21 protein-coding genes and 5 pseudogenes are annotated in these 26,921 nt (G+C 68.0%); 3 read left to right on the top strand and 23 right to left on the bottom strand.

Translation table 11 applies throughout. From position 1 onward, the window contains the following. Window positions 1-69 precede the first annotated feature (69 nt). The 3 genes and pseudogenes from ABD346_RS27580 to ABD346_RS27570 all read right to left on the bottom strand — a co-directional run. Complete coding sequence (locus ABD346_RS27580) at window positions 70-1,770, bottom strand: outer membrane protein assembly factor BamB family protein (protein ID WP_344378522.1); 1,701 nt, start codon at window positions 1,768-1,770, stop codon at window positions 70-72. Then, window positions 1,767-2,456, bottom strand: a complete 690-nt coding sequence (locus tag ABD346_RS27575; RefSeq protein WP_344378520.1) for a hypothetical protein — start codon at window positions 2,454-2,456, stop codon at window positions 1,767-1,769. The genes ABD346_RS27580 and ABD346_RS27575 overlap by 4 nt, the downstream gene beginning before the upstream one ends. Before the next feature lie 757 nt (window positions 2,457-3,213). Further along, window positions 3,214-3,360, bottom strand: a pseudogene (locus ABD346_RS27570) (DUF2637 domain-containing protein); the annotation flags it as partial. A gap of 565 nt (window positions 3,361-3,925) precedes the next feature. Between ABD346_RS27570 and ABD346_RS27565 the strand changes: the two are divergent. Both ABD346_RS27565 and ABD346_RS27560 read left to right on the top strand, forming a co-directional pair. Continuing rightward, window positions 3,926-7,129, top strand: coding sequence for a hypothetical protein (locus ABD346_RS27565; RefSeq protein ID WP_344378518.1), 3,204 nt, complete (start codon window positions 3,926-3,928; stop codon window positions 7,127-7,129). 178 nt (window positions 7,130-7,307) lie between these two features. Continuing rightward, a pseudogene (locus ABD346_RS27560) lies at window positions 7,308-7,424 on the top strand (IS5/IS1182 family transposase); the annotation flags it as partial. Window positions 7,425-7,552: 128 nt separating this feature from the next. On the opposite strand, the gene ABD346_RS27555 reads toward ABD346_RS27560, so the two are convergent. From ABD346_RS27555 to proS, 17 genes and pseudogenes are all read right to left on the bottom strand, one after another. Further along, complete coding sequence (locus tag ABD346_RS27555) at window positions 7,553-8,113, bottom strand: TRADD-N-associated membrane domain-containing protein (protein ID WP_344378517.1); 561 nt, start codon at window positions 8,111-8,113, stop codon at window positions 7,553-7,555. A gap of 151 nt (window positions 8,114-8,264) precedes the next feature. Continuing rightward, window positions 8,265-8,695, bottom strand: a pseudogene (locus tag ABD346_RS27550) (transposase); the annotation flags it as partial. A 382-nt stretch (window positions 8,696-9,077) separates the two neighbouring features. Then, a pseudogene (locus ABD346_RS27545) lies at window positions 9,078-9,284 on the bottom strand (magnesium chelatase domain-containing protein); the annotation flags it as partial. A gap of 1 nt (window position 9,285) precedes the next feature. Then, window positions 9,286-9,660 carry a YraN family protein gene (locus ABD346_RS27540; protein ID WP_344378516.1) on the bottom strand — a complete coding sequence of 125 codons (375 nt, stop codon included), beginning with the start codon at window positions 9,658-9,660 and terminating at the stop codon, window positions 9,286-9,288. A gap of 158 nt (window positions 9,661-9,818) precedes the next feature. After that, window positions 9,819-10,127: a DUF2469 domain-containing protein gene (locus tag ABD346_RS27535; RefSeq protein WP_003965949.1), complete on the bottom strand. Its 309-nt coding sequence runs from the start codon at window positions 10,125-10,127 to the stop codon at window positions 9,819-9,821. A gap of 55 nt (window positions 10,128-10,182) precedes the next feature. After that, a complete protein-coding gene (locus ABD346_RS27530) occupies window positions 10,183-10,668 on the bottom strand; it encodes an NUDIX hydrolase (RefSeq protein ID WP_344378514.1) in 486 nt (161 codons plus the stop codon). A 4-nt stretch (window positions 10,669-10,672) separates the two neighbouring features. After that, the gene (gene lepB / locus ABD346_RS27525; RefSeq protein ID WP_344378512.1) at window positions 10,673-11,416 is read right to left on the bottom strand and encodes a signal peptidase I; all 744 of its coding nucleotides are present in this window, start codon (window positions 11,414-11,416) and stop codon (window positions 10,673-10,675) included. Between the two features lie 104 nt (window positions 11,417-11,520). Beyond that, window positions 11,521-12,510 (bottom strand): signal peptidase I, encoded by a 990-nt coding sequence (lepB, locus tag ABD346_RS27520; RefSeq protein ID WP_381229305.1) that lies wholly within the window; start codon window positions 12,508-12,510, stop codon window positions 11,521-11,523. After that, a pseudogene (lepB, locus tag ABD346_RS27515) lies at window positions 12,395-13,516 on the bottom strand (signal peptidase I); the annotation flags it as partial. The pseudogene lepB (ABD346_RS27515) and the gene lepB (ABD346_RS27520), both read right to left, overlap by 116 nt. Beyond that, the gene (gene lepB / locus ABD346_RS27510) at window positions 13,509-14,282 is read right to left on the bottom strand and encodes a signal peptidase I (protein WP_344378508.1); all 774 of its coding nucleotides are present in this window, start codon (window positions 14,280-14,282) and stop codon (window positions 13,509-13,511) included. The pseudogene lepB (ABD346_RS27515) and the gene lepB (ABD346_RS27510), both read right to left, overlap by 8 nt. 56 nt (window positions 14,283-14,338) lie before the next feature. Then, window positions 14,339-14,689 carry a 50S ribosomal protein L19 gene (rplS, locus tag ABD346_RS27505; protein ID WP_100577961.1) on the bottom strand — a complete coding sequence of 117 codons (351 nt, stop codon included), beginning with the start codon at window positions 14,687-14,689 and terminating at the stop codon, window positions 14,339-14,341. Between the two features lie 126 nt (window positions 14,690-14,815). Beyond that, window positions 14,816-15,637 (bottom strand): tRNA (guanosine(37)-N1)-methyltransferase TrmD, encoded by an 822-nt coding sequence (trmD, locus tag ABD346_RS27500; RefSeq protein ID WP_344378507.1) that lies wholly within the window; start codon window positions 15,635-15,637, stop codon window positions 14,816-14,818. Then, on the bottom strand, window positions 15,637-16,215 hold the full coding sequence (gene rimM, locus ABD346_RS27495) for a ribosome maturation factor RimM (protein ID WP_344378505.1): 579 nt from the start codon (window positions 16,213-16,215) through the stop codon (window positions 15,637-15,639). Before rimM ends, trmD begins: the two co-directional genes overlap by 1 nt. 173 nt (window positions 16,216-16,388) lie before the next feature. Continuing rightward, window positions 16,389-16,628, bottom strand: a complete 240-nt coding sequence (locus tag ABD346_RS27490; protein ID WP_005311361.1) for an RNA-binding protein — start codon at window positions 16,626-16,628, stop codon at window positions 16,389-16,391. A 2-nt stretch (window positions 16,629-16,630) separates the two neighbouring features. Next, window positions 16,631-17,068, bottom strand: a complete 438-nt coding sequence (rpsP, locus tag ABD346_RS27485; protein WP_053727931.1) for a 30S ribosomal protein S16 — start codon at window positions 17,066-17,068, stop codon at window positions 16,631-16,633. 235 nt (window positions 17,069-17,303) lie between these two features. Continuing rightward, a complete protein-coding gene (locus tag ABD346_RS27480; RefSeq protein WP_344378504.1) occupies window positions 17,304-17,906 on the bottom strand; it encodes a hypothetical protein in 603 nt (200 codons plus the stop codon). Between the two features lie 281 nt (window positions 17,907-18,187). Continuing rightward, on the bottom strand, window positions 18,188-19,600 hold the full coding sequence (proS, locus tag ABD346_RS27475; protein WP_344378503.1) for a proline--tRNA ligase: 1,413 nt from the start codon (window positions 19,598-19,600) through the stop codon (window positions 18,188-18,190). A gap of 198 nt (window positions 19,601-19,798) precedes the next feature. Between proS and ABD346_RS27470 the strand changes: the two genes are divergently transcribed. Further along, window positions 19,799-20,662 (top strand): SAM-dependent methyltransferase, encoded by an 864-nt coding sequence (locus tag ABD346_RS27470; RefSeq protein ID WP_344378500.1) that lies wholly within the window; start codon window positions 19,799-19,801, stop codon window positions 20,660-20,662. Between the two features lie 41 nt (window positions 20,663-20,703). Here ABD346_RS27470 and ftsH read toward each other — a convergent pair whose 3' ends face one another. From ftsH to ABD346_RS27455, 3 genes are all read right to left on the bottom strand, one after another. Continuing rightward, the gene (ftsH, locus tag ABD346_RS27465) at window positions 20,704-22,551 is read right to left on the bottom strand and encodes an ATP-dependent zinc metalloprotease FtsH (RefSeq protein ID WP_381229302.1); all 1,848 of its coding nucleotides are present in this window, start codon (window positions 22,549-22,551) and stop codon (window positions 20,704-20,706) included. A gap of 251 nt (window positions 22,552-22,802) precedes the next feature. Further along, a complete protein-coding gene (gene ffh / locus ABD346_RS27460) occupies window positions 22,803-24,344 on the bottom strand; it encodes a signal recognition particle protein (protein ID WP_344378496.1) in 1,542 nt (513 codons plus the stop codon). A 113-nt stretch (window positions 24,345-24,457) separates the two neighbouring features. Next, window positions 24,458-26,917 carry a [protein-PII] uridylyltransferase gene (locus ABD346_RS27455; RefSeq protein WP_344378495.1) on the bottom strand — a complete coding sequence of 820 codons (2,460 nt, stop codon included), beginning with the start codon at window positions 26,915-26,917 and terminating at the stop codon, window positions 24,458-24,460. Window positions 26,918-26,921: the final 4 nt, after the last annotated feature.

Below are 26,921 nucleotides of genomic sequence, written 5' to 3'. Positions count from 1 at the left end.
CGACGGAGATGAACCTGGCGACCTCCGTGAATTCGACAACGCTGAGCCAGGCGAGTGCGCTTCGACCCGTTACTCATCCCCGGACCGCATTACCGCTGTTGAGGCATTCTCAGCAAGGGAGCGGTCGGTTGGCGTAGTAGTGATGCGCACGACGGCGGTGCCGACACGAACATATACGGCATAAACTACCCCGCTGGGTGGTTCCTCAGTGTAGGAAATTCTTTGTGGCCCGAGCTGCCTTATTTCCTTCGCGGACACTCGGGCCAAAGCAGTACGTGAGCGAATTAGCTGGTCGGCCATCTTCTCTGATGGTGCTATCCACTCGATGGAGAGGCGAATCAACGGTGCATTGCCCTGCTTTGGAACGTAGGTGCATGCCGCAGGGTGAGGCAGCTGGATTCCTAGGATACTTCGACGCTGAGGTACTGCTGTGTAATTGGCTTGTGATGCCAGAACATCCGCATGCAGTAGATTGCAGGCGTTTGGCCAGTCACTTGGGCGGAGGCCGGCCAAAGCGGGATACCAGTTCTTTTGAGGAGGTGTGGTGCTGTATACAGTGAGGACACTCCAGTGGACGTCGGCATCGCCCAGTGGTCGCTGCTCGAGGGCTGTATCCTCTCGCGTGACCATGAATCGGCCGCCGATTCCGATCAGGTCGGTATGGAAAATGCTGGCGGCCAGTGGAATATGGGAAGTGTAGCCGTTGTCAGCCGTGACCTGTTCGATAAATATCGGCATCGGCCAATCTTGGCGCGTTTGCCCAACTAAAGCACTCCCCCATGGTTCCAGCGAATGTGCATAACTCTCCCTCTCCCATAGGGTTTTCCCGTCCTTGACGCGGATCGCGCGTAGTTGAGAGGGGTCATATTCGCCACGAGTTTGGTTCCGAATCGATGCGTACAGCATTGAGTTTAGGCTGGTCAGGCTCCATATCTCGTTTGCGCCCTCTCCTAGCAGCCGTCCATCTGCCGCGTAGAGTTGGTGCGTCTCGTTGATGTTCACGGCGATGTCCCCACCGGGGGAGGTTACGAGATTAAGCCCAAAGGGGTCCCCAGTGGCGCTATGGGTTTCCGGATCGGTCGGCATAGGTATCAGCCTTTGCCATCGCCTAGTCCCGCTAAAAGGGTCGAGGGAAGCTAGTGTCACAAGGCCCCGGATCTGTCGGTCCCACCGGAAGACGAAGAAGGATCGGTTGCTATATGTGAACACGGCCGATGTCGTTTTGAGGGGTTCCGATGTCGGGAGGCTCCACAGCGGGATTCCCGTGTGTATTTCAAAAGCGCGAGCTTCGACTGGTGAACTACTGAAAATGACAGCAGCCTGATCAGTGAGGGCTACAGGCGATCGGAAGTCGCGCCGTTTTTGGGTGAAGCTCCTGTGCCAGAGCTGCCTACCTGTTGATACCTCGTAGCCGCGCAGGAGTACTGTGTCATCTTCGGTTCCTCCCCAAGCCACCACCATTGTGGTGTCGACGATCCGGATCTCCTCTGGCTTGAAGTTGCGCAGATCGTTGATTTTTGGGATCTCGGAGACCTGTTGGCCTGTCGCAATCTGCCATACAGTCAGCCCGTTCCCATGTTGGCTAGGCGTCACAAGGTATCGGTCTGACGCGTAGGTTGTCGCTGAATCATCAGATCTGACGGTAGCGTGCCATGCCTCGCGAAGTCCTGGGACGAGCGGGTGATGCACTTTGGTCAAGTCCGTTTCCAGCAGTAATGGAAGGATTGCCAGGCAGGCGAGTAGGGTGCTCAGCAGTTTCCATCGTTTCATGGTGAGCAGTCCTGAAGCTCGTAGCGTTTAGTGCACCACTGGCCGGCGGGCGCCTGAATCCAAGCGCCATCAACCTCCTCGAAGGCCTGCTTGTAATTGATTGGCTTTTCTTGTCGGCCAGTCAGGCGAAATAGGCCGCCCTTGTCTGGGTGGATGGCTATTTCTTCAGTCTTGTCGTCGGCGGCGACAGTTACCACGACATCAAATTCATATGACGCCGACCGTGCGGTAAAGGTCATCGATACGGTCGACTGTTCCCCCCGCGTTAAGTCAATTTGACGTTGAGTGAAGTATCGTTCACTCTTGTTCCCTGCCATGAAAAAAGCAGGGTGTTGTTGATCTAGGTCAGAGGTGAGCGGGACGGTTCCGACCTCTCCGGCCGTAGCCGGGGTGAAGTATGCGCCACTCCACCGATCGCCCTTATGGTGGATACGAGGTCGCATATCCACCACTCTCACCTTGCTGCGCCCCCCTTCCAGGACCACGCTAATGGTCATCTGGTTAACTGGGGCCGCCTGTTTTTGATAAAGAAAGTCTATCCATGCCTTCTCTGTGGCGGGATTGGCTAGCATTGTCCGGTCCTCAGTAGTGGTTATGGCTTCTTTTATTGCCACCGGTACCTCATTGATGACGTTAGAAACGTGCACTACCTTCAGAGGTGTCGTGCCCAGGGCTTTGTCGACCATGTCTGGTGCGCTGTTTGTGAACCAGCCATTCAGTAGAGCGGTGACGACCGCTCCGACTACTGCTGCGGCTATCCCGGCAAGCCAGATCTTCAGAGCACTCTTTGTTTCTTCAGGAGGCGCCGGATCGGGGGTTCCGTCAGGAGGATTTGCCGGACGCGCGTCCGGCCCGACTGTCGGTTGTCCAGGATCTCGCCTCGTTGTCGCCGGCGGGCGTGGATCTGGCTGAGGTGAATTAGTGGCATCAGGTGCCCCGGGATCTTGTGCCACAGTCCCCCCTGATCAAGCGCAGAGCTGTGTCTGAATTTCTTGAGGCGAGTCCTTTATCTTACGTTGGATGCTTAGTGGTGGTGTGGCTGGCGGGTGACCAATTGGCCTACGTACGGATGGAAGCCTCTTGTTCTGCGCCCCTTTGGAGCGCGCGCGCCCTGCAGGCGAGGCGCGCGCCGCCCTGTGTTAACTGTGAGGTTGTTGGGTCGCCGCGCTGGTTCCCGCCCGCAGAACTGGAATGCCATGGGACCGTCGCTTCCTGTGGCGCCTGACTCTCCTTCCGGTTCTCATGCGCAGCAAGAGGCCCCCGGAGCTTGGAGGCCTCTCTCGCGCCTGCCGTGTTCAGTTGTAGCTAGGCGAGCTACACGCACTGGCCGGGCGCCGCCCCAACCATCCTGCGGTGCTGGGGGTTTGGGAAGCTCCGAGCACCCAGGAGATCGAGAGCGAGCAGAACACAGATGTCGGCGTCGATTCCGATGGGAAAGAATCAGGAGAAGGTGCCGTAGCCCTTCTTCACCGCCAGCTCGTGCACCGCCGTGTATGAGCCGGCGAAGCCGATCCCGGCGATGATCACTGCACCGGCGACGGCCATCCCGATAAGTATCCGGTGGGCCCGTGTCAGTTGCGTCGCGGCCACCCGCGATCTCCTTCCTGCTCGGTCTGTTGCGAGCGACAGCCCGACACATGCGTACGAGCGTGCATGGGCCGGTACGGGCAGAGCCGGACGAGGCTCGGCGATATGGCGTCTCGAGTACATCTGCTCGTGGCCTACTGAATGCTCCAGCGGCGGAGGTGCTGCGGCCGCCACACTTGCTGCCCTTGCCAATCCCAGCCTCTGGTGAACTGGTCGGCCGCGAGTGAAATGGACCAGATCGCCAGAGACAAGCATCTTGGGTGGGCTGGGAGTCGGTTGCCTACTCGCAGATCAGGTCGCGAAGACAGTCGAGGGCAAAGCGCAGGAGAGTGGAGATGAGGCTGGTGATGGCAGCTTTGCGGACTTCGGTGCCAGCCCAGCTGTCGCGGCGTGACTTACGAGGCATGGTGGTGTCCTCACCTTGTCGTGGTTAGGGGCAGCCGGCCGGCTTGCTCTCCACCTTCAAGGCGGTGGACTGACTCACGACGAAGTGCGATAGCGATCAGCTGCTGTACGAAACTTGCGCAGTTCAGCAGTGTTCGAGCACTGCGATGGGCACCATAGTGCGATGAAGCGCGACGGAATCGGGCCGGGCGGTGGCCGACCTGCTGGGGCAAAGCGCCTGATACCTCGCCCGGCGCTGCCACCGGGGCCGCTACGTGTGCTGAAGACCTTGGTCTACGAGGCTTATGTCGCCGCTGGTGCGCCGACGTTGGACGAGATGGCTACAGCGGTGGCCGCCGACGAAGCGCTCACGGGCAGTCCCTCCCGCGACACGATCAATCGGCTGATCGGCGATCCGACGGTGCCGGCAAAGCAGGCGGACGTAGTCGCCCTGCTCACCGTGCTGACGCGGATGAGCGGAGCTGACGGCACGCAAGGCGGGCAACAAGCGGCGTCCTTGTGGACGCAGATACAGCTCTCCGAACGCCTAGGCCGTCCCATCAAGGATCTTGATCCGTACGACCTTGAGGTACACCACGCCATCACCATGGGCGGTGCGACCGGGCTGCCTGCGTACGTGGAACGCGCTCACGATGTGGACCTGCATCGTGTCGTTGCCGAGTCCGTCGGGGGGCAAAGCCGCCTGTTGATGTTGGTGGGTACATCGTCGACGGGGAAGACTCGAGCTTGCTTCGAAGCCCTGTACCAGTTGCCGGACGACTGGCGGTTGTGGCATCCGATCGACCCGGAGCGGCCTCAGGCTGCCCTCGCCGACCTCCCCAGAGTCGGCCCGAAGACGGTGGTCTGGCTCAACGAAGCCCATCACTACCTGCTCCATCCACAGCACGGCGAGCACATCGCGGCAGGTTTACGCACCTTGCTCAGTGACGCCAGCCGGGCACCGGTCCTGGTGTTGGGAACGATCTGGCCGGGTCCAGGCTATTTCGAGGATCTCCGCGTCACGCCTCAGCCCGGTGCAGCGGACCCTCACGCCCAGGCACGGGTGCTGCTCGCTGACAGGGTTCTCCTTGTGCCGCCAGCGTTCGACTCGTCAGAAGTCGCAGGCATCAAGCGCTCCCAGGACCCGCGTCTGGTGGCCGCGGCACAGTCTGCCCAGGACGGAAAGATCACCCAATATCTGGCCGCCGGCTTTGAGTTGATGAACATCCACAAAACGGCGGCACCAGGTTCCAGAGCGCTGCTGGATGCAGCCATTGACGCTCGCCGACTTGGCCACCCTGCGAGTCTTCCTCTGTCTTTCCTCGCTGCGGCTGCTGAGGCCTATCTCACCGACACTGAGTGGGATCTGCTGTCGGACAACTGGCTTGAACAGTCCATGGCTCAGCTCACCAATGCGGTCAAGGGTGCTCGCGGGCCTCTTCACGCTCAGCGGCGCCGCCGAGGCGCCACGGTCACGGCGGCAGGCAACGGCCAGGCCTATCGGCTCGCGGACTTCCTCGAAGCCCACGGCCGGTCGTCACGCCGCCTTGATGCTGTCCCGGGGCTGTTTTGGCAAGCAGCCGCCCAGCACTGCGACAGCGAAGCTGTTCGCCGCCTCGCTTTTTCAGCGGAAAGCCGAGGGCTCAGCGAGGTGGCATGCCGCCTGTGGGCAGCCACTAGCGGCTACGCGCAGGTTGCCCGGCTGCTGGAGAGCCTTGAGCGAGGAGACGAAGCCGACGCGTGGTATGAGTTGGCAGCCGAAATGGGGGACGCTGTCTCCTGCAAGCGCAGAGCGGACCAACTGGTGGTGGCTGGACGCCTGGACGATGCTCTCGCCTGGTTCCAGCGGGCGGCCGATGCCGGCGACCAGCTTGCCCTCCTGGCCGGCGGAAACCGGCTCGCTGCAGCGGGGCATCTCGAGGATGCGCTGAAGTGGTTCAAGAAGATCGGAAATGAGGACACCACCAAAGCCTTCGCCACAGCAGCCTGCTGGCTCGCCGACGAGGGCCGACTGAATGAAGCGTTGGAATGGTGCGCTCACGGCGTGGCTGCGGGAGACGACACCGCGCTCGACACAGCAGCGATGCTGAAGAAACGAGAGGTTCTCCGAGTCTCTACGGATCCTGTGGCCTCGCCGCTCGCCTACCTACCGCTAACGTCTGATTCCGAGCAGCTCCTGGCCTGGGGTGGACTACTGGCTCGCGCGGGGCAGGTAGCTGAAGCACTGCCGTATTTCGAGCGCGGAGCCGCGGCTGGCATGGGTAGAGAGACGCTGCGAGAAGTGGGTCGACTGCTGGCTGACGCAGGGAACATAGACGAATCTCTCTCGTGGCTGGAGCGAGCTGCCCAGGCGGGCGATCCTGACGCGCTCCGCACCGCCGGTGATCAACTCGCCGCTGTGGGACGCATCGATGACGCACTGCTCTGGTTCGAACGAGCGGCCGCGAGCGGCGACGTCCGTGCGCTCCGGTCCGCAGCCGACTGCCTCGCCGCTGCGTGGCGCCTGGAAGAGGCACTCACGTGGTTCGAGAAAGCTTCTAACAGAGGAGACTCGCTGGCCCTCATGCAGGCTGCCGAATGGCTACTGGAGGCAGACCGTCCAGCGGAAGCACTCACGCGTTTCCAGCAGGCGAGCACGAGGGGTGAAAGGCACGCGCTTCGCGCGGCTGCGCACTTGCTCGTAAAGGCCGGCTGGGTCGACGAAGGACTCGTTTGGTTCGAGCGTGCCGCCACCGACGGAGACGTTCCTTCACTTCGCGCGATCGCACGCTTGCTCGAAGCTGCAGGTCGCGTAGATGAGGCACTCACTTGGTTGGAACGAGCTTTCGGTGAGGGAGACATGGAGGCTCCAGACGAGGCAATCAGCATCTTGCTCAGCGCTAACCGTATGCACGACGCCAATGCATGGGTTGACCGCGCGCTCGCCTCCGGCCGCTTCTTGGTGCTCAGGCAGATCGCTGACCACCTAGCTCTTGCCGGTCGCACGAAGGAGGCCCTCGAGTGGTTCAATCGTGCGGTGTCGTACGGGGACGCTGAAGCCTTTCAGGCGATAGCAAGTCAGCTATCTGCCAATGGCCAGTTGGATGACGCCCTTCCGTGGCTTGAGCGCGCTGCCGCTATCGGCGACATCCCGGCCCTCCGCGTGGCCGGGACATTGCTAGCGGGCGCGGACCGGTGGAGCGAAGCCCTCACCTGGCTACTACGAGCGGCCGCAGCCGGAATCGACGACCACGACCTTGCAGTTCGTGCACTCATGATGCTGGGCCGAACAGCAGACGCTGACCGGCTGCGGCACTACGGATGGGCTAGCGACGGCACCATCGCCGAGCCCTGGCGGGTCGAGCTCCCGACGGATGCCAACAGTGGCACTCTCCGCCACGACCTCTAAGGACTGGGATCAGAATGAGGGGTTCGTTGTTCGGGAATGACGGTCTGCCGATTCTTGTTGACGGCTGCCGGACAGGGAGTGGTTGCGGCCGAGACACGTGATGGGCTCAAGCCGTGGGAGATCGAGGACGGGCTCTGGGGGCGGGTGGAGCCGCTGCTGCCGGTGGCCGAGGGGTCTGCTGCACTGGTTCCGCCGCCTGCGTATCCGCTGGGAAGTCCGCGACGACATCCACCAAGCCTTCGTCACCCTCGGCTGCGCCATCATCTGCTGGCGACGGTTGAAGACCTCATCCTGATCCCAGTCCTGAGCTTCTTCTTGATCTACCAAGGTTTTCCAGGATTATTGCCGATGGCGTTGAGGGCCTGGCGGATTCGACTGTCTTGCCGACGCCGTACCGGAAGATTGGGAGCAAGCTCAGCCCGTCTACCCGCCTGGCTCGATCTCCTTCAGCTGTTCCGGAAGCAGTCGGTTCACCATCATTTCCGGTGCCGCATCCATGCCTAGCGCCTTCATCGCAGCAGCAGAGTTGAGGTCATCCTTCTGCTTCGAGTCCGTAACCCGGTCGATGAACGTCGTCGCAATTTCGAGCTTGTGATCGATGTCGATCTTCTTCTCGTTGTCCTCAGCGGCCTTGGTCAGATTGGCCATCGTCCGCTTTGAGTGGAGCGCCAGCGCGCCACCGCCAACCGTGATCAAGGCTCCGGTCAAGCTCGTTACGAGTGGCAAGTAGCTGAGGTCTGGATTCCCCGCGTGAACCAGCGCTAGCACACCACCCCCAAGGATGATCAGGGCACCACCGGTCATGAACCACACGCTCAAACGGAACGTCCACTCCGCTTGCTTCAGCGTGTGGTTCAGGAAGTCGAAGTGGAACTTCTGCCGCTGCTTGGCAAGGCTCTCGTCGCCAACCTGGATCGTCCCATCGGGGGGAACGCTGGCTTGTTGATGGATGTAGATGTTGCTGACGCCGCCCGATTGCACCACACCGCTGTTCCCGAAGCTGCCTACCCCAACGTGCCTGACCTCGTCCTCAGAAGTGCCGTCATCGTCTCCAACGGTCCTCACCTCAGCCCCCTGTTCATCGCACCTGACACGACGCCAATTCCCTCTAGGATAGGGGCAGTTAGGGCTGGGATCAGGATGAGGTCTTCAGCCGTCGCCAGCAGATGATGGCGCAGCCGAGGGTGACGAAGGCTTGGTGGATGTCGTCGCGGACTTCCCAGCGGATACGCAGGCGGCGGAACCAGTGCAGCAGGGCGAGTGCGCCCTCCACCACCCAGCGGTGAACACCAAGCCCGGAGCCGTGTTCGGTGCCGCGTCGGACAATGTGTGGGGGTGATCTCGAACCGGCGGGCTCGGTCGCGGTAGATGTCGTGGCCGTAGCCGCGGTCGGCGTAGATGCGCCGGGAACGGCGCAGCGGCCGGCTGCGTTTGCCGCGGACCGGCCGACGGCCTGGACCAGCGGGATCGGCTGGGTGACGTCGTTGCGGTTCCCGCCGGTCAGCGTCGCAGCCAGCGGATGCCGTGCGCCTCGACAATGAGGTGGTGCTTGCTGCCGGTGATCCCAGCCCTTAAGGCCCTCTCAGAGCTGACCGACGCGCCGGTCGAGACGCCGGAGAGAACCTTGTCGATGAAGGCTAGCCGCGCTGAAGCCGAGGCCGAGGAGACCTTGGTACTGGCTCCGGGCAGGGTTGGGGGCAAGACCGAAACCCAGGGCGAAGCCCGCCGAGGGCTCCCAGACCTCTGCCAGGCTATGGACGAAGATCGCTGCCAGGACCAGTCCCGCTGCCCCCCCAGACCGGGGTGTACGCCGCCAACGCCATCGTCGGGCCTATGACAGACCCGTGAACGGCGCGCAGCCAGCCTGATGCGGCCCGCTCCTAGACCCTTTTGCCAGAGTGGCCGTCCCAGCCCCCGTGACGGCCACCAGCGGCATGTCTCACGTCGCCACACAGAAGGGCGAAAGATCTGAACACATTAACTTGACAGGGAAGACGACGGCCGCCCGAACGCGGTCACGGCTTTCCGCGAGGCTCTTGTCGGGGAGGCCCACGAGGGTGAAGGCGGCGACGCCGGGTTCGAGGTCGGCCTGGACCTCGACGACGACTCCTTCGACGCCCACGAGGGCGACCGAGCAGGTGCGGGCGAATCCCATCTCAGGCCACCCCTCGCACGTGTTCGGCCCGCGGGGCGCCCTTGCGGGGCAGTACGACACCGACGAGGTCGATCCGTACGCCCCCGGGCGGTGGCCCACCGTGATCGGCGAGCCAATGCCCGGCCAGGCGCTTGAGCCGGTCGGTCTTGGCCGGGGTGACGGCGGCCATGGGGTGTTCGTAGGCGCCGCTCCTGCGGGTCTTGACCTCGCAGATGACGAGCACGCTCCCGCTGGGGGACGTGTCTCTGGCGACGATGTCGATCTCGCCGCTCCTGCCGCAGCGCCAGTTGCGTTCCAGGACCGTCATTCCGGCCGCTTCGAGCAGCCGTACCGCCAGGTCTTCGCCGTATTTTCCGAGTGCTCCGCGAGCGTTCATCCGGCACCACCTCCGGCACCGACTGTCACGCATCCGGCGCCGACGAGTGGATCTTGGTGGACAGCCCTGGGGTTGTGGAAAACCCCGCCACCCGAAGGAGTCCTTCCACCCCCGGCGGAAGCCCCCGCAAGCCCCAACGAGCCCCGGCGGGCGGCGGCTCAGCCGCCCGGCAGTTCGAGGTCGCTCTTGTTCAGCTCCTCGATATTCACATCCTTGAACGTGAGGACCCGGACCTGCTTGACGAATCTGGCCGGCCGGTACATGTCCCACACCCAGGCGTCCGCCATCGACACCTCGAAGAACACCTCGCCCTGGACCGAGTGCACCTGCATCTCGTAATCGTTGGTGAGGTAGAAACGCCGCTCGGTCTCGATCACGTATTTGAACAGACCGACGACGTCGCGGTACTCCCGGTAGAGCTTCAGCTCCATCTCGGTCTCGTACTTTTCGAGGTCCTCGGCGCTCATGGCATGTTCCCCTTCAGCCGTGCGTCCCCCTATTGTGCGTCAGCCCCCTGGGCCCCTAAACGATTTCCGGGGCCAGGACCACCGGCGCGTGCGGAGGACCCTCGTCGAGCAGCGTGCGCAGCAGCTCGGCGAGCCTGGTCGGGTACACCGTCTCACGCGCCGCTGACAGTTCGGCGGAGGTCCACCACCTCAGCCCCGCGGTGCTGCGCCGCTCCAGCTCCGTCAGGCCCGTGGGGGCCGCCTCGGTCTGGGCGGTACGGGCCAGGTAGTACCACTCGTCCTGGTCCCAGCGGCGCCCGTCGAAGGGGAACGAGCACATCCGCTGCCACAGGACGGGGCCGAGCTCGACGTCTGTGATTCCGGTCTCCTCCGCGAGCTCGCGCAGGGCCGCCTCGGCCCGGGTCTCGTCGCCCTCCAGGCCACCGCCGGGGGTGAACCACCAGGTGTCGGCGGGGTCTTCGGGCTCGTACCCGTGCATGAGCAGGATGCGGTTGTCCGGGTCGAGCAGGACGACCCTGGCGACCTTGCGGGGTTCGGTCACGGGTTCACCTCCCGGCGGGCGAGGCGGCGCGGGCCCTGCGGCGCCGAGCGAGACCGGCGACCGGACCGTAGACGGCGCCGGCCAGGATCAGCACCGCGCCGGTCACGACGGCGCCCAGGACCAGTTTCAGCGGGCCGGGCTGCGAGATGCCACCCGGCATCGCCTCGAAGCCCGAAGGGCGCCCCAGCATGCCGTCCATGGGCCAGGCGATGGCGTCCACGCGGGCGGAGACCGCCGACAGCGGGACCGAGCCGTTGGTGGCGTCGTCCAGGTGCACGCGGGAGTCCATCGAGACGTAGCGGTCGTCGCCGAGCAGGAAGACCTGCCCCTGTGGGACCTTGGCGTCGAAGGACGAGGCAGAGGCCGGTGTCTTGCCGTGCAGATACGGTTCGTCAACCGGTTGGCCGTTGACGGTGAGCTTCCCGTCGGTGCCGCAGCACTTCACGGTGTCGCCGCCGATGCCGACCACGCGCTTGACCATGGGCATGTCGCCCCAGGTCTTGTCGGTGAACACCACGACGTCACCGCGCCTGACGTCACCGCCGGATATGCGCTGGGCCAGCACCCGGTCGCCGGCCTTGACGGTCGGCGACATGGACTGGGTGGGCACGGTGTACGGCTTGTACTGCACGGCGCCCCAGGCGAACCCGCCGAGGAAGAGGACACAGCCGACGGCCACGGCCAGCCCCGACAGCACACTTCCGGGACTACGGCCGCGGCCGTCGTGGTCCAGTCCGTTACCGCTCATCGCAGGGCTCCCTTTCCGGCAGCGCCCCGGGGTGCGCGCGGCATCCCGGGACCCCGGAGATCGACATTCCGGGACCGCACCCTACCCGGCGGTACACCGCCAGGTCAGCCCTTGGCGACCGGGCTTTGCGCCTTGACCTGCGCTTGAAGGAGCCTGCAGCGCCGCCACAGAACCATCGGGACCGCACCGGCGAGGCCGGCGGCGGCGGGGGCCGCCGTGCCCATCGCGCTCAGGCCCGGCTGGTCGAAGGTGTCGGGGACACCCAGCCAGTCGATGCGGTTGAGCGGCCAGGCGATGGTGAAGGCGCGGCCGACGACCTCGTCGGTGGAGACCGTGCCACCACCGGTCAGTTCCTGGTGGTAGCGGGAGTCCAGCGAGTTCTGGCGGTGGTCGCCCATCACCCAGATCCGCCCCTTGGGCACCGTGATCGGCCCGAACGGCATGTCGTCGCAGGCGCTGTCGCCCGGGTAGATGTACGGCTCCTTCAGGGCCTTGCCGTTGACCGTGACGGGCCCACCCTTCTTGCACTCGACCTTGTCGCCGCCGACCGCGATGACCCGCTTGATCAGGTCCTTCTCCTCGGCCGACGGCATCAGGCCGATGAAGCTGAGGAACTTCTGCGCGGCGTTCGGGTTCGGCGTGGGCTCACCGTCGAGCCAGCCGCCCGGGTCGTGGAAGACGACGACCTCGCCGCGCTGCGGCTCGGCGCCGAACCACGGGGTCAACTTGTCGACGAGCACCCGGTCCCCACGCTGCAGGGTGTCCTGCATCGAGTCCGAGGGGATGGAGAAGGCCTGCACCAGGAACGTCTTGATCAACAGGGCCAGAACCAGCGCGATGCCGACCAGGAGCGGCAGTTCCTTCCAGAAGGAACGCGGCTTCTTGGGGGCGCTGCCCTTGGCGTCACCGGGTCCTTCGTCGCCGGAGCCGCCGCCCTGCCCGCTGTCCTGCGCCGGCACCGTGTGCTCGGTCGCGGGGCTGTCCGCGGGTCCCGCGGAGGCCTGCCCCGCGGCGGGTCCCGGGGAGGAATCGGCGAGCTCGCTCTCCGGCCGCTCCTCCGGCTCTTCGCGTCCGGATCGTGCGCCGACCGCCAAATCCCCCACATCCACTCCTCACTCTGTGCCACCGCCTGGCCCGTACGAGGCTCAGGCCCACCACTCCCATAACGAGCGGGAGTTCCGCAGGGGTCGGGGGCTGGGTCGCTTGGTCCGGCTCCGCCGCCGGATCCCGGGACGACACCCTATGCGACATACCCAGGGCCGAGCCGCCGGGCGCGGCGGGCACCGAGTCGAATGCGGGGGGCACTTCGAGCCTGCGCCAGTGCGAGAAAGGCCAGGCCACGACCACCGCGCGGCCCACCACTCCGCTCACCGGGACGGTGCCCTGGTGGCCGTCGTCGAGGTGGTAGCGGGAGTCCGCCGAGTTGGACCGGTGGTCGCCCATGACGAAGATCCGGCCCTGGGGAACCTTTACCTCGAATTGGATGAGCGAGGGCGGATTCCCCGGGTGGACGTACGGCTCGTCGAGGGGGTGGCCGTTGACGGTGACCTTGCCGTCCTTGTCGCAGCACTTCACGGTGTCGCCGCCGACCGCGATGACGCGCTTGATCAGATCCTGCTCGTTGTCGGACGGCAGCAGACCGATGAAGGTGAGGCCCTGCTTGACCTGCTTGACGACGACGGGGTCCTCGCCGGAGGCCGTCTTCTGCTCGCCCTTGAGCCAGCCGCCGGGGTCCTTGAACACGACGACGTCGCCCCGCTCCGGCTTCGAGCCGAACCAGGGCGTGAGTTTGTCGACCAGGACGCGGTCGCCGATCGTGATGGTCTGCTGCATCGAGCCGGACGGGATCACGAAGGCCTGCACGAGGAAGGTCTTCAGTACGAGAGCGATGAGCAGCGCCACGACGATCAGGACGGGTATCTCGCGCACCGCCGACCTGCGTCTGCGCCGCTTGACCTTGCGGGCGAGCCTGCGCCGCTCGGCCCGGCCGCTCTGGCCGCGCCTGCCGGGGGCCGGTGCGGCGGACGTGGGACGGGTGCCGGTGGGCAGCGGCTGGTCGTGGGCGGGGGCACTGGAGCGCGGCCGCCCGCGGCTACCCATGTCCCCCGCCCGGCGCCCGTACGCCCGCGAAGGCGCCGGAGCCGCCCACCGATGTCCACCGGCCGAAGGGCCAGCCGATCCAGTCGGCCCGCCCGATCACCCGGTCGACGGGGACCATGCCGCCGCCGGGGTCGCCGAGGTGGTCGCGGGAGTCGCTGGAGCGGGAGCGGTGGTCGCCGAGGACCCACAGGGTGCCGTCGGGCACGACGATGTCGAAGGGCACCTGGGAGGGGCTGTCTCCGGGGTGCAGATAGGGCTCGTCGACGGCCGTGCCGTTCACCTGGATCCTCCCCCGCCGGTCGCAGCAGACCACGTGGTCCCCGCCAATGCCGACGACGCGCTTGACGTAGTCGGTCTCGGCGGGCTCGGTCAGGCCGAGGGCCGCACCTGCTGAACGCACCGCACGCCCCAGCGGGTTCCCCTCGTCGCCTTCTCGTACGAAGGAGCCCCGCCCGTCGAAGACGACGACGTCGCCGCGCTCGGGGGTGCCGCCGAAGCGATAGGCGAGCTTGTTGACCAGGACCCGGTCGCCGACTTTGAGCGTCGGTTCCATCGAGCCGCTGGGGATGAGGAAGGGCTGCACCACGAAGTGGCTGAGCAGCAGCAGGAAGACGACGCAGAGCGTCAACAGCGCCCCGGTCCTGCGCCAGGGCCCTTCGAGATGGCCGGACAGGGCGCTGAAACGCGCGGAGCGCGACTCCTCCGCGGGCCCCGGATCGGGGGTGGCGGAAGGGTCGCGCTCCGTGTGCTGTGCTTCGGTGTCCATCGGGGCCAGAGCTTATCCGGCCGCCGTCAGACCCGTACGCGCGTGTGAGCCGGGGCTCAGCGGTCGCGCTTCTCCTTGATCTTCGCGGCCTTGCCGCGCAGCTCACGGAGGTAGTAGAGCTTGGCGCGACGGACGTCACCGCGGGTCACGACCTCGATCTTCTCGAAGATCGGGGAGTTCACCGGGAAGGTGCGCTCGACGCCGACGGAGAAGGAGACCTTGCGGACCGTGAAGGTCTCGGAGACACCGGCGCCCTGGCGGCGGATGACTACGCCCTTGAACTGCTGGATACGGGAGCGGTTGCCCTCGATGACGCGGACGTGGACGTTGACGGTGTCACCCGGGCGGAAGGACGGGACGTCGCTGCGCAGCGTGGCGGCGTTGACGGAGTCGAGCAGGCTTGCCATGACTGACTACTTCCTCACTGATGCCACAGGTCATCAGCGGAATTCGAGATGAATGGGGTGCTGTGCGCGGAAGGCGGGCGTCGTTCCCCCTGTGGCAGGGGCGCCGGCTGGGCGTACAGCAGCGGCCTATTCTTCCACGGCCCGGGGCCTGCGCCAAAATCGGCCTCCGGGCTCGGGGGCCCAGCCGAGGATGGAGAGGGTTTCGCGGTCCTTCTTGTCGAAGGCGGAGGCCTCGCAGCGCTCGATCAGGTCGGGCCGGTTCTGGGCGGTGCGCTTGAACGCCTCGTCGCGGCGCCAGCGGGCGATCCTGCCGTGGTGGCCGCTGAGCAGGACGTCCGGGATGCCGTGGCCGCGCCACTCGGGGGGCTTGGTGTAGACGGGGCCTTCGAGGAGGTTGGCCATGGCTCCGGGTGCGAAGGAGTCGTCGCGGTGCGACTCGGCGTTGCCGAGGACGCCGGGCAGCAGCCGGGCCACTGCCTCGGTGATCACCAGGACCGCGGCCTCACCGCCGGCGAGCACGTAGTCGCCGATGGACACCTCGTACACCGGGAGCCGGGTCGCGTACTCGTCCATGACGCGGCGGTCGATGCCCTCGTAGCGGGCCGGCGTGAAGATCAGCCAGGGCCGCTCGGAGAGCTCGACGGCGAGTTCCTGGGTGAAGGGGCGGCCGCTGGGCGTGGGCACGACCAGGACCGGGCTGTGCGCCCCCGACTCGTACCCGCTCGCCAGCGCGTCGTCGAGGCAGTCGCCCCAGGGCTCGGTCTTCATGACCATGCCGGGTCCGCCGCCGTAGGGGGTGTCGTCGACCGTGTTGTGCCGGTCGTACGTCCAGTCCCGCAGGTCGTGGACATGGACGTCGAGCCGGCCGCGGGCCCGGGCCTTGCCGACGAGGGAGACGTTCAGCGGTTCGAGGTACTCGGGGAAGATCGTGACGACGTCGAGCCGCATCAGTTCGCGTCCCCGGCGTTCTCGATGTCGTCACCGGACTCGTCGTCCCTGGCCGAGGCGATCTCGGCACGGTCGTCGATGAGGCCGGGCGGCGGGTCGATGACCGCGCGCTGGGCTTCCAGATCGATCTCGGTGACGATCTGCTCGACGAACGGGATCATGACCTCGGTGCCGTCGGGCCGCTCCACGATGAAGAGGTCCTGCGAGGGCAGATGGGTGATCTCGGTGATGCGGCCGACCTCGGTGCCGTCGGCGAGCACCACGTCCAGGTCCATGAGCTGGTGGTCGTAGTACTCGTCGGGCTCTTCCGGCAGCGCGGCCGGGTCGACGTCGGCGATGAGGAGGGTGTTGCGCAGGGCCTCGGCGGCGGTGCGGTCGCGTACGCCTTCGAAGCGCAGCAGCAGCCGGCCGCTGTGCACCCGGCCGGTCTCGATGGTCAGCGGGCCCGCCGACGCCGGGTCGGTGGTGAGTACGGCGCCGGGGCCGAGCCTCAGCTCCGGCTCGTCGGTGCGCACCTCGACGGTGACCTCGCCCTTGATGCCGTGGGCGCGGCCGATCCGCGCGACTACCAACTGCACGCTTGCTTCTCCTTCGGACAACTTCCGACAACTTCCGACCATTGCGGCCTCGGTGCGGCCGCGGCCTTCGTTCTGCTATGGCCACTATCGCCCGGAATACGACTGCGGGCCGGGGAGGGCCAGAAGCCCTCCCCGGCCCGAGCCGGCGTATCTAGGTAAAGCGACCCTACTGGTCAGCGAACCTGGTCCACGTCGACGAGGTCGACCCGGATGCCACGTCCGCCGATTGCGCCCACGACGGTGCGCAGGGCGCGGGCGGTACGGCCGTTGCGGCCGATCACCTTGCCGAGGTCGTCGGGGTGGACCCGGACCTCCAGCACGCGCCCCCGGCGCAGGTTGCGCGAGGCGACCTGCACGTCGTCGGGGTTGTCGACGATGCCCTTCACGAGGTGCTCGAGAGCCTCCTCGAGCATGCTCAGGCCTCGGTCGACTCGGCGGCGGCCTCGGCCTCGTCCGCCTTCTTCTCGGTCTTCTTCGCCTTCTGGGTGATGGCCTCACCCTTGGCGTCGTCGCCCTCGAGGGTCTTGGCGAAGGCCTCGAAGGAAGCGCGCTTGTCTTCCTTCGTCTCCGGCTGGAGCAGCGGCGCGGGGGCCGGGAGGCCCTTGTGCGCCTGCCAGTCACCGGTGAGCTTCAGGATGGCGAGGACGGCCTCGGTCGGCTGGGCGCCGACGGACAGCCAGTACTGCGCACGCTCGGCGTTGACCTCGATGCGCGACGGGTTGTACGTCGGGTGGTACAGACCGATTTCCTCGATCGCGCGACCGTCACGGCGAGTGCGGGCGTCGGCGACGACGATGCGGTAGTGCGGCTGGCGAATCTTGCCGAGGCGCTTGAGCTTGATCTTGACTGCCACTGGAGTGGTGTCTCCTGGTCTTGACGTGGTTGGGCACATGAGATGCCACGTGGGGTTGCGGTACTCGGGTGCCCGATGGACGCGTCAGCCGGAGGCGAGAGGGTTCCTGTGCGGCTGTCGAGTACAGCTAGCCATTGTGCCACACGCCTGGAGTGCGCACGCCGGGGGTCCGTGGGGCACCCCCGGTGGCCCGCTCCCCCGGACCTGCCGCCCCTGCCGGCGGCGGGGCCCGGGGTCAGCCGACCGCGGCGACCACTTCGGCCCCTTCCGGGATGCGGAACGGCTTGCCGCAGCCGCCGCAGACGATCGGCGCCTGGGCGAGCACGGAGGGGACCACGCGCACGTTGCGCCCGCAGTCGCAGACGGCCTTGACCCGCACGCCGCCTCCGGAGGAGCCGTGCCGGGCGGCAGGCCCGCGGAAGGAGCGCTTGGTGTCGGCGGCCGTGGCGACGGTGTGGGCCTTGAGTGCGCGCTGCAGCCGTTCGATGGTGGGCCGGTAGCGGCGCCTTGCCTCGGCGTTCAGCGCGACCAGGGAGAAGCCGCTGCTCGGGTGCGGTTCCTCCGTGTGGTCGAGGCCGAGCTCCTCGGCGATCGCCAGGAATCTCCGGTTGTGGTAGCGGCCGGCGCGGGAGGTGTCGCGGACACCGCGGGCGGCGGCAATGCCGTGGACTGCCTCATGGAGCAGTCGCTCGAAGGAGAGCTCGGCGCCGCAGGCGGACGACGACTCTCCGATCAGGGACTCGGGCGCGGCTAGGTCCGGCAGCTCGGGGTGGTACCGCTGAATGTCGGCCCACGCCTGTGCCAGCTCTGCGGCGAGAACAGGTGGTGTCGTGCTCACGTCGTGACAACGAGCCGCAGGGCCGCTGTGTTCCTATTCCGGGGCATCCCAAATAATTTGCTCGTACCCGTCAGTTGGCATTGATGCGTGCGGACGAGGGCGGGTGCGCTGATCTGCGGAGAAGGCTCACAGCTCACACCAAGGTATGACGTAGCGGCGCGTACGCCCCAGCGCGTAGATGAAGTCCGCACGCCGGGGCGGCCGTTGTCCGGTGGTGCGCAAGAGCCGTTTCGGCCGACTCACGGTGGCTTGTGCGCCACGTGTGCCGGGCCCCGTTCCGCTCAGTAGGCGCGGGCCACGATCGCGACCGTACCGGGCGCGTCGTCGGCGTCGGGCACCGACCCGTCCTCGGCGACCAGACACCGTACGGACACGGCCTGTTCGGCGAGCTTCGCCTCGCCCTCGGGGCCGAGGTCCGCCCACGGGATGCGCGCCCAGCCGCCGGCGATCGCGGCCTCGGCGGCCTCGGCGAGGGTGGCGACCTCGCTCGTACGGGACTCGCGGCGCTCGCGGGACTGCTTCAGGAGGAGCGCCTGGTCCTCTTCGAGGACGGTGGGCAGCAGCTCGGCGAGCACGTCGATGGAGACGGGCTCCTTGCCGCCGGGGATGCGGCGGGCCAGCATCGCGGTGCCGGCCTCCAGGTCGCGCGGGCCGATCTCGATGCGTACGGGGACGCCCTTGAGCTCCCAGTCAACGGCGCGGCGGCCGAACGGGGTGTCCACGCGGTCGTCGACCTGGACGCGCAGGCCCGCGGCCTTCAGGCGGTCACCGAGTTCGCGGACCTTGGCGACGGCCTCGTCGCCCTTGATCGCCATGACGACGACCTGGACGGCGGCGAGCCGCGGCGGCACCCGCAGCCCGTTGTCGTCGCCGTGCGACATGATCAGCCCGCCGACCATGCGGGTGGAGACGCCCCAGGATGTCTGCCAGACGAGTTCCTGCTTGCCGTCCCTCGACAGGTACTGGGTGTTGAAGGCCTTGGCGAAGTTGGTGCCGAGCTCGTGGCTGGTACCCATCTGCAGCGCCTTGCCGTCGCCCATCATCCCTTCGAGGGTGAGGGTGTTGATGGCTCCGGCGAAGCGCTCCTTGGCGGTCTTGCGGCCGAGGACCACGTCGATACCCAGGACGTTGATCATGAAGTCGGCGTAGACGTCGCGGTGGATGCGTGCGGCGTAGTCGCGGGCGTCCTCGTAGCTGGCGTGGGCGGTGTGCCCCTCCTGCCACAGGAATTCGCTCGTACGGAGGAAGACCCGCGGGCGCATCTCCCAACGGACCACGTTCGCCCACTGGTTGATGAGCAGCGGCAGGTCGCGGTAGCTCTGGACCCACTTCGAGAAGTAGTCGTTGATGATCGTCTCGGAGGTGGGGCGCACCACGACGGGCTCTTCGAGCTCCTTGCCGCCACCGTGCGTGACCACCGCGAGTTCGGGCGCGAAGCCCTCGACGTGCTCAGCCTCGCGAGTCAGGTAAGACTGGGGGATGAAGAGCGGGAAGTACGCGTTCTGGGCCCCCGCGTCCTTGATGCGTGCGTCCATCTCCTGCTGCATCCGTTCCCACAGGCCGTAGCCGTACGGTCGGATCACCATGGTGCCGCGCACGGGCCCGTTGTCCGCGAGCTCGGCCTTGTTGATCAGATCCTGGTACCAGCGGGGAAAGTCTTCCGCCTGGGGCGTGAGAACGGGTGCCTTTGCCATGGCGCGAATGGTACGGCGCACGGGTCGGTGAGCGTGAATCGCCTTCCGGCCGCACCTGGTCCTCGCTTCCTGGCTCCGCCCTCTGGACGCGGGGCGGGATGCGGAGTTCCCTGGCATACGGGGGAAGTGCGTACGGACATTCACGGGGGGCTGTCAATCAGGGCACAGCTGACCTCTCGGCGGATTGGGGCGCTTTCCATGACACCAACGCTCGTCCGGCATCAGTCCCGCACGGCCTCCGCCCCCTCGGCGGGCACGACCGGGCGCGCGCGGGACTGGGCGGAGATCCAGGAACGGATGCTCGTCCCCCTCGTCGAGGCGGCGTACGAGCGGCTCGACGTGGGTCCTGCCACGCGGCTGCTCGGGCTCGGCTGCGGCTCGGGGCTCGCGCTGCTGATCGCGGCCTCGCGCGGGGCGGCGGTCACCGGCGTCGACCGCCCCGAGCGGGCCGCGCGCCTCGCGCTGGCGCGCGAGCGCCTGGTGTCCGAGACCGGCCGGGACGGCGCGCCGGGGATGGGCGCGAGCCGCCTGGTGACGGGCTCCCCCGCCGACACCAGGGAGCCGGACCGCCCCCCGTACAACTTGATCACCGCTTTCGAGCCCATCGGCTGTGCGGCCGGCGACACGGAAGGCCTGGTGTCCACGCTGGAGGCAGCCGTCGCGCTCGCGGAGCACGGCAGCGCCGTGGTCCTGGCGGGCTGGGGCCCGCCGGAGCGGTGTGCCACCTCGGCGGTGCTGCGGGTGGCGACCGGGCTGGCGGCCCGCCTGGACGACGCCCCGCGCTGGCGGCCGAGCGCGCGCGACGACCTGGAGGACGTGGCCGCGCGCGCCGGGCTCAAGCCGGACGGCTCGGGCCGGGTGGCGTGCCCGTTCGGCTATGCGGATCTGGACAGTGCGGTACGGGGCCTGATGTCGACAGGCGCCTTCGACGCGGCGGCCCGGGCCACCGACCAGGCCCAGGTGGAGAAGGAGCTCATCGAGGCGCTGCACGGGCACGTCCGGCGCGACGGCACGGTGTGGATGCCCAATGTCTTCCGTTATCTGATCGCCCGCACACCGTGAAAGTCCGTAACAGCCGCTTCTTATAAGAATGCCGAGAGGGGTTAGGCCTCCGCCTTGGACATGCGGGGGATTCCGGCCGCCTGGTAGGCGGCCGCCTCCTCCAGGGTCTCGTTGGCGAGCAGGGCTTCGGCGAGGGCGTCCAGCTTGTCGCGGTTCTCGCGAAGCAGCCGGACCGCCTTCTCGTAGCACTCGTCCACGATGCGGCGCATCTCGACGGCGATGGCGTCCAGGGTGCCGGGCGCGGCCGAGAGCCCGTAGGCCTGCTGGGCATCGCTCGGCAGCGCGGACAGCGGGCCGATCTTCTCGCTCATGCCCCAGCGCCCGACCATGCCCCGCACGATGTTGGTGACCTGCTCCAGGTCGTTCTCGGCGCCGGTGGTGACCACGTCGAAGACGAGCTGCTCGGCCGCCATGCCGCCGAGCGCCCCGATGACCCGGCCGCGCAGATACTCCTCGGTGTACGCGTACTTGTCGGAGTCCGGGGTGGACAGGGTGACGCCGAGGGCCCGGCCGCGCGGCACGATGGTGACCTTGCGGACCGGGTCGGCGCCGGGCTGGAGCATGCCGAGCAGCGCGTGCCCGCTCTCGTGGTACGCGGTGCGGCGGCGCTCCTCGTACGGCATCACCAGGGGCCGCTCGGCGCCGAGTTGGACCTTTTCCAGGGCGTCGGACAGATCGGACTGGGTGACCTCGCGCTGCTGGCGTTTGACGGCGAGCAGGGCCGCCTCGTTGGCGAGGTTGGCGAGTTCGGCGCCGGTCATGCCCGGGGTGGTGCGCGCGACCTGTTCCAGGTCGACGTCCCGGTCCATCGGGATCTCACGGGTGTGGATCTTCAGGATGGCCTCGCGGCCGCCCCGGTCGGGCGGGCTGACGTGGACGATGCGGTCGAAGCGGCCGGGCCGGGTGAGCGCCGGGTCCAGGACGTCGGACCGGTTGGTGGCGGCGAGCACGATGACGCCCTCGGAGCCGGAGAAGCCGTCCATCTCGGTGAGGATCTGGTTCAGGGTCTGTTCGCGCTCGTCGTGGCCGCCCATGCCGGAGCCGCCGCCGCGGGCCCGGCCGATGGTGTCGATCTCGTCGATGAAGACGATCGCGGGGGCCACCTTGCGGGCCTCGGCGAAGAGTTCGCGGACCCGCGAGGCTCCCACGCCCACGATCATCTCGATGAACTCCGAGGCCGACGCCGAGAAGAACGGCACCCCGGCCTCCCCCGCGACCGCCCGCGCGAGCAGCGTCTTGCCGGTTCCGGGCGGGCCCGCGAGCAGCACCCCGCCGGGCATCTTCGCGCCCATCGCGCGATAGGCGTCCGGGTTCTTGAGGAAGTCGACGACGTCGTTGAGCTCGCCCTCGACCTCGTCGATGCCGGCCACGTCCTCGAAGGTGGTGCGCTTGCCGTCGGGCCCCATCTCGACCGGCTTGGGCGGCGTCTTGCGGCCGAGCATGCCGCCCGCGCCGCCGCCGAGCCCCGCGCTCATGCGGCGGGCGATGAACACCCACAGGACGACGAGCAGGAGCATCGGGGCGAGCGAAATGAGCAGGTTGGCGAGGAAGCTGCGGTGCTCGACGACCGGCTCGGCGGTGACCGTGACGTTCTGCTTGGTCAGCTGGGCCCACAGGTCGTCGTCGGCGAAGGTCGGCCGCTGGGTGGTGAATTTGGTGTAGTCGCCGCTGCCCTCGCCGGAGGGGACCGGCGCCTTGTTCTTGAGCTGGCCCTGGATGGCGTCGCCCTTGGCATAGATCTTCGAGACGTTGCCGGCCGTGACCTGCTTGCTGAATTCGGTGTACGAGACGGTCGGCTCGTCGCCGTCGTTGAAGAACGACAGGATCAGGTTGGTGATCAGGTACACGATCAGCGCGGTGAGGATCAGCCGGCCCCAGCCGCCGGGCATCTTCTTCTTCGGCGCGGGCGGCGGTGGCGCCCCTTCCGAGCGCCACGGCTGATCGGGGCGGTCGCGCGGGGGTACGGAACTGGGCACGTGCTCTCCTCATGGCCGGTACGCGCCATTATTGGAGACCCGTATAAATAAGGCATTCCGGGCGGTCCCGACGGGTCGCCCGTATACGAGACGGGGCGCCCGCATACGGAAGGGGCGCCTCCCGTACCGGCCGGGAAGCGCCCCACACGCACGACTGCGGGCAATCAGCCCATGAACTTCTTGAACTCGTCGGGCAGCTCGAAGTTCTTCTGCTCCTCGGCGGCCGGCAGGCCGAGCGCGCCGCCCTGCGCCCTGCGCTCGGCGGCAGCGGCCTCCTCCGCCTTGCGCTTCATCGGGTTGCCGCTCTTGCGCTTGCCCTTGGCCTGCTTGATCTGCTTCTTCTGCCGGCCGGGGCCGCCACCCATGCCCGGCATCCCCGGCATGCCGGGCATTCCGCCGCCCTGGGCCATGCGGGACATCATCTTGCGGGCGTCGAAGAACCGCTCGACCAGGTTCTTGACCGCGCTGACCTCGACGCCGGAGCCCTTGGCGATACGGGCGCGGCGCGAGCCGTTGATGATGGTCGGGTCGTGGCGCTCGCCGGGGGTCATCGACTTGATGATGGCCGCGGTCCGGTCCACGTCCCGCTCGTCGATGTTGTTGATCTGGTCCTTGATCTGCCCCATGCCGGGCAGCATGCCGAGCAGCTTGGAGATGGAGCCCATCTTGCGGACCTGCTCCATCTGGGCCAGGAAGTCGTCGAGCGTGAAGTCCTTGCCCTTGCTCGACGCCAGCTTGGAGGCCATCTTCTCGGCCTCTTCCTGGCTGAACGTCTTCTCCGCCTGCTCGATCAGGGTGAGCAGGTCACCCATGTCGAGGATGCGGGACGCCATCCGGTCCGGATGGAAGGCGTCGAAGTCCTCCAGCTTCTCGCCGTTGGAGGCGAACATGATCTGCTTGCCCGTGACGTGGGCGATCGAGAGCGCCGCTCCGCCGCGGGCGTCGCCGTCGAGCTTGGAGAGCACCACGCCGTCGAAGCCGACGCCGTCGCGGAAGGCCTCGGCGGTGTTGACCGCGTCCTGGCCGATCATCGCGTCGACGACGAAGAGGACCTCGTCGGGGCTGACGGCGTCGCGGATGTCCGCGGCCTGCTGCATCAGCTCCTGGTCGATGCCGAGGCGTCCGGCGGTGTCGACGACGACGACGTCGTACTGCTTGGACCGGGCGAACTCGATCGAGTCCTGGGCGACCTTGACCGGGTCGCCGACGCCGTTGCCCGGCTCCGGCGCGTAGACCGCGACACCGGCTCGCTCGGCGACGACGCTCAGCTGGTTGACGGCGTTGGGGCGCTGGAGGTCACACGCCACCAGGAGCGGGGAGTGCCCCTGCGCCTTGAGCCACTTGCCGAGCTTTCCGGCGAGGGTGGTCTTACCGGCACCCTGGAGGCCCGCGAGCATGATCACGGTCGGCGGGTTCTTGGCGAACCGCAGGCGCCGGGTCTCGCCGCCGAGGATGCCGATGAGCTCCTCGTTGACGATCTTGACGACCTGCTGGGCGGGGTTGAGGGCCTGGGAGACCTCGATGCCGGACGCGCGCTCCTTGACCTGCTTGATGAAGGCGCGGACTACGGGCAGCGCGACGTCGGCTTCCAGGAGCGCGATGCGGATCTCGCGCGCCGTGGCGTCGATGTCCGCCTCGCTCAAGCGTCCTTTGCCCCGGAGGTTCTTGAACGTCGCACTCAGGCGGTCGGAAAGGGTATCGAACACGGTGGTCGCGGGTCCTCGGCTCGTGGGGCGGTCGGGTGAACGTCCCCCAGGGTATCCCGGCGGATAGGGGTGCGCGGGGGTGCCTGCGGCAGGCCTCCTTTACAAGGCGACCCCTACCCGGGGCCGGGTGCCGCTCCCAGCGCCGACTCCAGCTGCCCCGCCACCTCGGCCGCCACCTCCGGCGCCAGCGCCGCGCCCTCCGCGTCCGTCACATAGAAGGCGTCCACGGCGTTCGACCCCAGCGTCGAGACATGCGCGGAGCGCACCCGTACCCGCGCCGTCTCCAGGGCGTGGCCGATGCGGTGCAGCAGACCGGGCACGTCCTGGGCGCGCACCTCGATGACGGTGGCGTGCCGGGACGCCGAGGGGGCCACCGTCACCCGGGGCGGCGGCGCCTGCGCGCCCCGGCGGCGCGGGTAGGCGGCCTCGCGTTCGGCCAGGCGGCTCTCGATGTCGAGGGAGCCGTCGAGCGCCCGCACCAGATCGGCCCGCAGCCGGGCCGCCTGCGGCAGCGAGCCGTACTCGGCGGCGACCCGCCAGTCCAGCAGGAGTACGGAGCCGCCGACCGGGTCGGGGAGTTCGAGGGCGCGCAGTTCCGCAGCACGCACGGTGAGGCGGTGCAGGGCGAGGACCCCGGCCGTCACGGGCAGCACGCCCGGCTGGTCGGGGACGGCGACGAGGAGCTCCACACCCAGCGGTTCCTGCTCGTCCGATCCGTCGGCCCGGGCCCGCAGGGCGAGGACGGGCCCGCCGGTGCGGCGGGCTTCGACGGCGAGGCGTTCCTGTTCGGCGGTGATCGCCGCCGGCTCGGGGTCGGCGGTCTTTCCGGCGAGGACCGCCGAGGCCCGCGCGGCCAGGTCCGCGACGAGCGAGCCGCGCCAGGAGGACCAGGCGGCGGGCCCGGTGGCCAGCGCGTCGGCCTCGGTGAGGGCGTGAAGCAGCTCAAGGGTTCCGGTCGAGCCGACGGCCTCCGCGACCGAGCGCACGGTCGCCGGGTCGTCCAGGTCGCGCCGGGTCGCCGTCTCGATGAGCAGGAGGTGGTGGCGTACGAGGGTGGCGATCACGGCCACGTCGGCGGCGTCGAAGCCGATCCGCGCGGCGACGTCACGGGCGATGGTCTCGCCCACCACCGAGTGGTCGCCCGGCCAGCCCTTGCCGATGTCGTGCAGGAGGGCGGCGACCAGGAGCAGGTCGGGGCGGTGCACCCGGCGGGTCAGGTGCGCGGCGCGCACGGCGGTCTCGACGAGGTGGCGGTCGACGGTCCAGGTGTGCACGGCGTTGCGCTGGGGCCGGCAGCGTACGCGCTCCCAGTCGGGCAGCAGCCGCGTGACGAGGCCCTCCGCTTCGAGGGCCTCCCAGACGGGGACGGTGGACTCCCCCGCGCCGAGCAGCGTGACGAGCTGTTCGCGGGCCTCGGCGGGCCAGGGCGTGGGCAGCGGCTTGGCGGTGGCCGCCAGACGGCGTACCGCGTGCAGGGAGATGGGCAGGCCCGCCTGGGCTGCCGCGGCGGCGGCGCGCAGCGCGAGGACCGGGTCCTTCTCGGGGCGGGCGGTCAGCGCGAGCACGACCTCGCCGTCCTGTTCGACGACGCCCTCGGCGAGCGGGGTGCGCTCGGGGGCGCCGGTGCGGCCGCCGCCGAACAGCCGGCTCAGCCTGGGCCGGGCGGAGCGGGCCCGCAGCACCCGGCCGACCTCGCGCCAGGTGACGTCGCCCGCGTAGGAGATGACGCGGGCCGACTCGGACACCTGACGGAGCATCACATCGGCGTCAAGGAGCTCCAGTTCGGCCGCCACGGCGTCCTGCTCCTGAAGGGCGAGGCGGTCGGTGGCGCGGCCGGTGCACAGGTGCAGCGCGTCGCGGACGTCCAGGAGGCGGCGCCTGGCCTCGGCGAGCCCCTCCCTCGGGGCGTCCGCCAGCCAGGACGCGGCGACCGCGCGCAGGGCGGTCGCGTCCCGCAGACCGCCCCTGGCCTCCTTGAGGTCGCCTTCGAGGAGGTACTGCAACTCGCCCTGGCGCTGGGCCCGTTCGCGGCACAGCTCGTCGAGTTCGGGCAGCCGTTTGGGGGCGAGGTTGCGCCAGTCGGCGAGGACCGCGGTGCGCAGCGCGGACGTCATGGCGAGGTCGCCCGCGACATGGCGGGCGTCCAGGAGGCCGAGCTGCACCTTGAGGTCCTCGCCCGCCGTCTTGCGGGCCTGGGCGGGGGTGCGTACGGAGTGGTCCAGGGCCAGGCCGAGGTCCCACACGGGGTACCAGATCCGGTCGGCGAGCAGGGCGAGGGCCCCGGGGTCGGCCCGCCCGTCGTGCAGGAGCAGCAGGTCCAGGTCGCTGCGCGGGGAGAGTTCACCGCGCCCGTAGCCGCCGACCGCGACCAGGGACGCGCCCGCCACCCCGGCCTCCTCGGCGGCGCCCGCGAACAGTGCGGCCAGCCAGTCGTCGGTCAGCTCGGCGAGCGCCGCACGGCGCGGCGGCCCGGACTGCCCCTTCTCGGTGAGAAGGCGCAGCCGGGCCGCCGCGTAACCGCCGGGCTCCGAGTCGTCGTCACAGGATTCGGTACTCACGTCAACGCTCGTCACCCAG

Origin of the sequence: Streptomyces mauvecolor (genome assembly GCF_039532965.1) — a bacterium.
Taxonomy (GTDB): domain Bacteria; phylum Actinomycetota; class Actinomycetes; order Streptomycetales; family Streptomycetaceae; genus Streptomyces; species Streptomyces violascens.
This window is presented reverse-complemented; position numbering and strand designations above follow the sequence as displayed.

Excerpts from the sequence above, each read along its gene's own strand:
- ABD346_RS27580 (WP_344378522.1), bottom strand. The coding sequence starts at position 1,770 with ATGAAACGATGGAAACTGCTGAGCACCCTACTCGCCTGCCTGGCAATC.
- ABD346_RS27575 (WP_344378520.1), bottom strand. The coding sequence starts at position 2,456 with ATGGTCGACAAAGCCCTGGGCACGACACCTCTGAAGGTAGTGCACGTT.
- ABD346_RS27565 (WP_344378518.1), top strand. The coding sequence starts at position 3,926 with ATGAAGCGCGACGGAATCGGGCCGGGCGGTGGCCGACCTGCTGGGGCA.
- ABD346_RS27540 (WP_344378516.1), bottom strand. The coding sequence starts at position 9,660 with ATGAACGCTCGCGGAGCACTCGGAAAATACGGCGAAGACCTGGCGGTA.
- ABD346_RS27535 (WP_003965949.1), bottom strand. The coding sequence starts at position 10,127 with ATGAGCGCCGAGGACCTCGAAAAGTACGAGACCGAGATGGAGCTGAAG.
- lepB (WP_344378512.1), bottom strand. The coding sequence starts at position 11,416 with ATGAGCGGTAACGGACTGGACCACGACGGCCGCGGCCGTAGTCCCGGA.
- lepB (WP_344378508.1), bottom strand. The coding sequence starts at position 14,282 with ATGGACACCGAAGCACAGCACACGGAGCGCGACCCTTCCGCCACCCCC.
- rplS (WP_100577961.1), bottom strand. The coding sequence starts at position 14,689 with ATGGCAAGCCTGCTCGACTCCGTCAACGCCGCCACGCTGCGCAGCGAC.
- trmD (WP_344378507.1), bottom strand. The coding sequence starts at position 15,637 with ATGCGGCTCGACGTCGTCACGATCTTCCCCGAGTACCTCGAACCGCTG.
- ABD346_RS27490 (WP_005311361.1), bottom strand. The coding sequence starts at position 16,628 with ATGCTCGAGGAGGCTCTCGAGCACCTCGTGAAGGGCATCGTCGACAAC.
- proS (WP_344378503.1), bottom strand. The coding sequence starts at position 19,600 with ATGGCAAAGGCACCCGTTCTCACGCCCCAGGCGGAAGACTTTCCCCGC.
- ABD346_RS27470 (WP_344378500.1), top strand. The coding sequence starts at position 19,799 with ATGACACCAACGCTCGTCCGGCATCAGTCCCGCACGGCCTCCGCCCCC.
- ftsH (WP_381229302.1), bottom strand. The coding sequence starts at position 22,551 with ATGCCCGGCGGCTGGGGCCGGCTGATCCTCACCGCGCTGATCGTGTAC.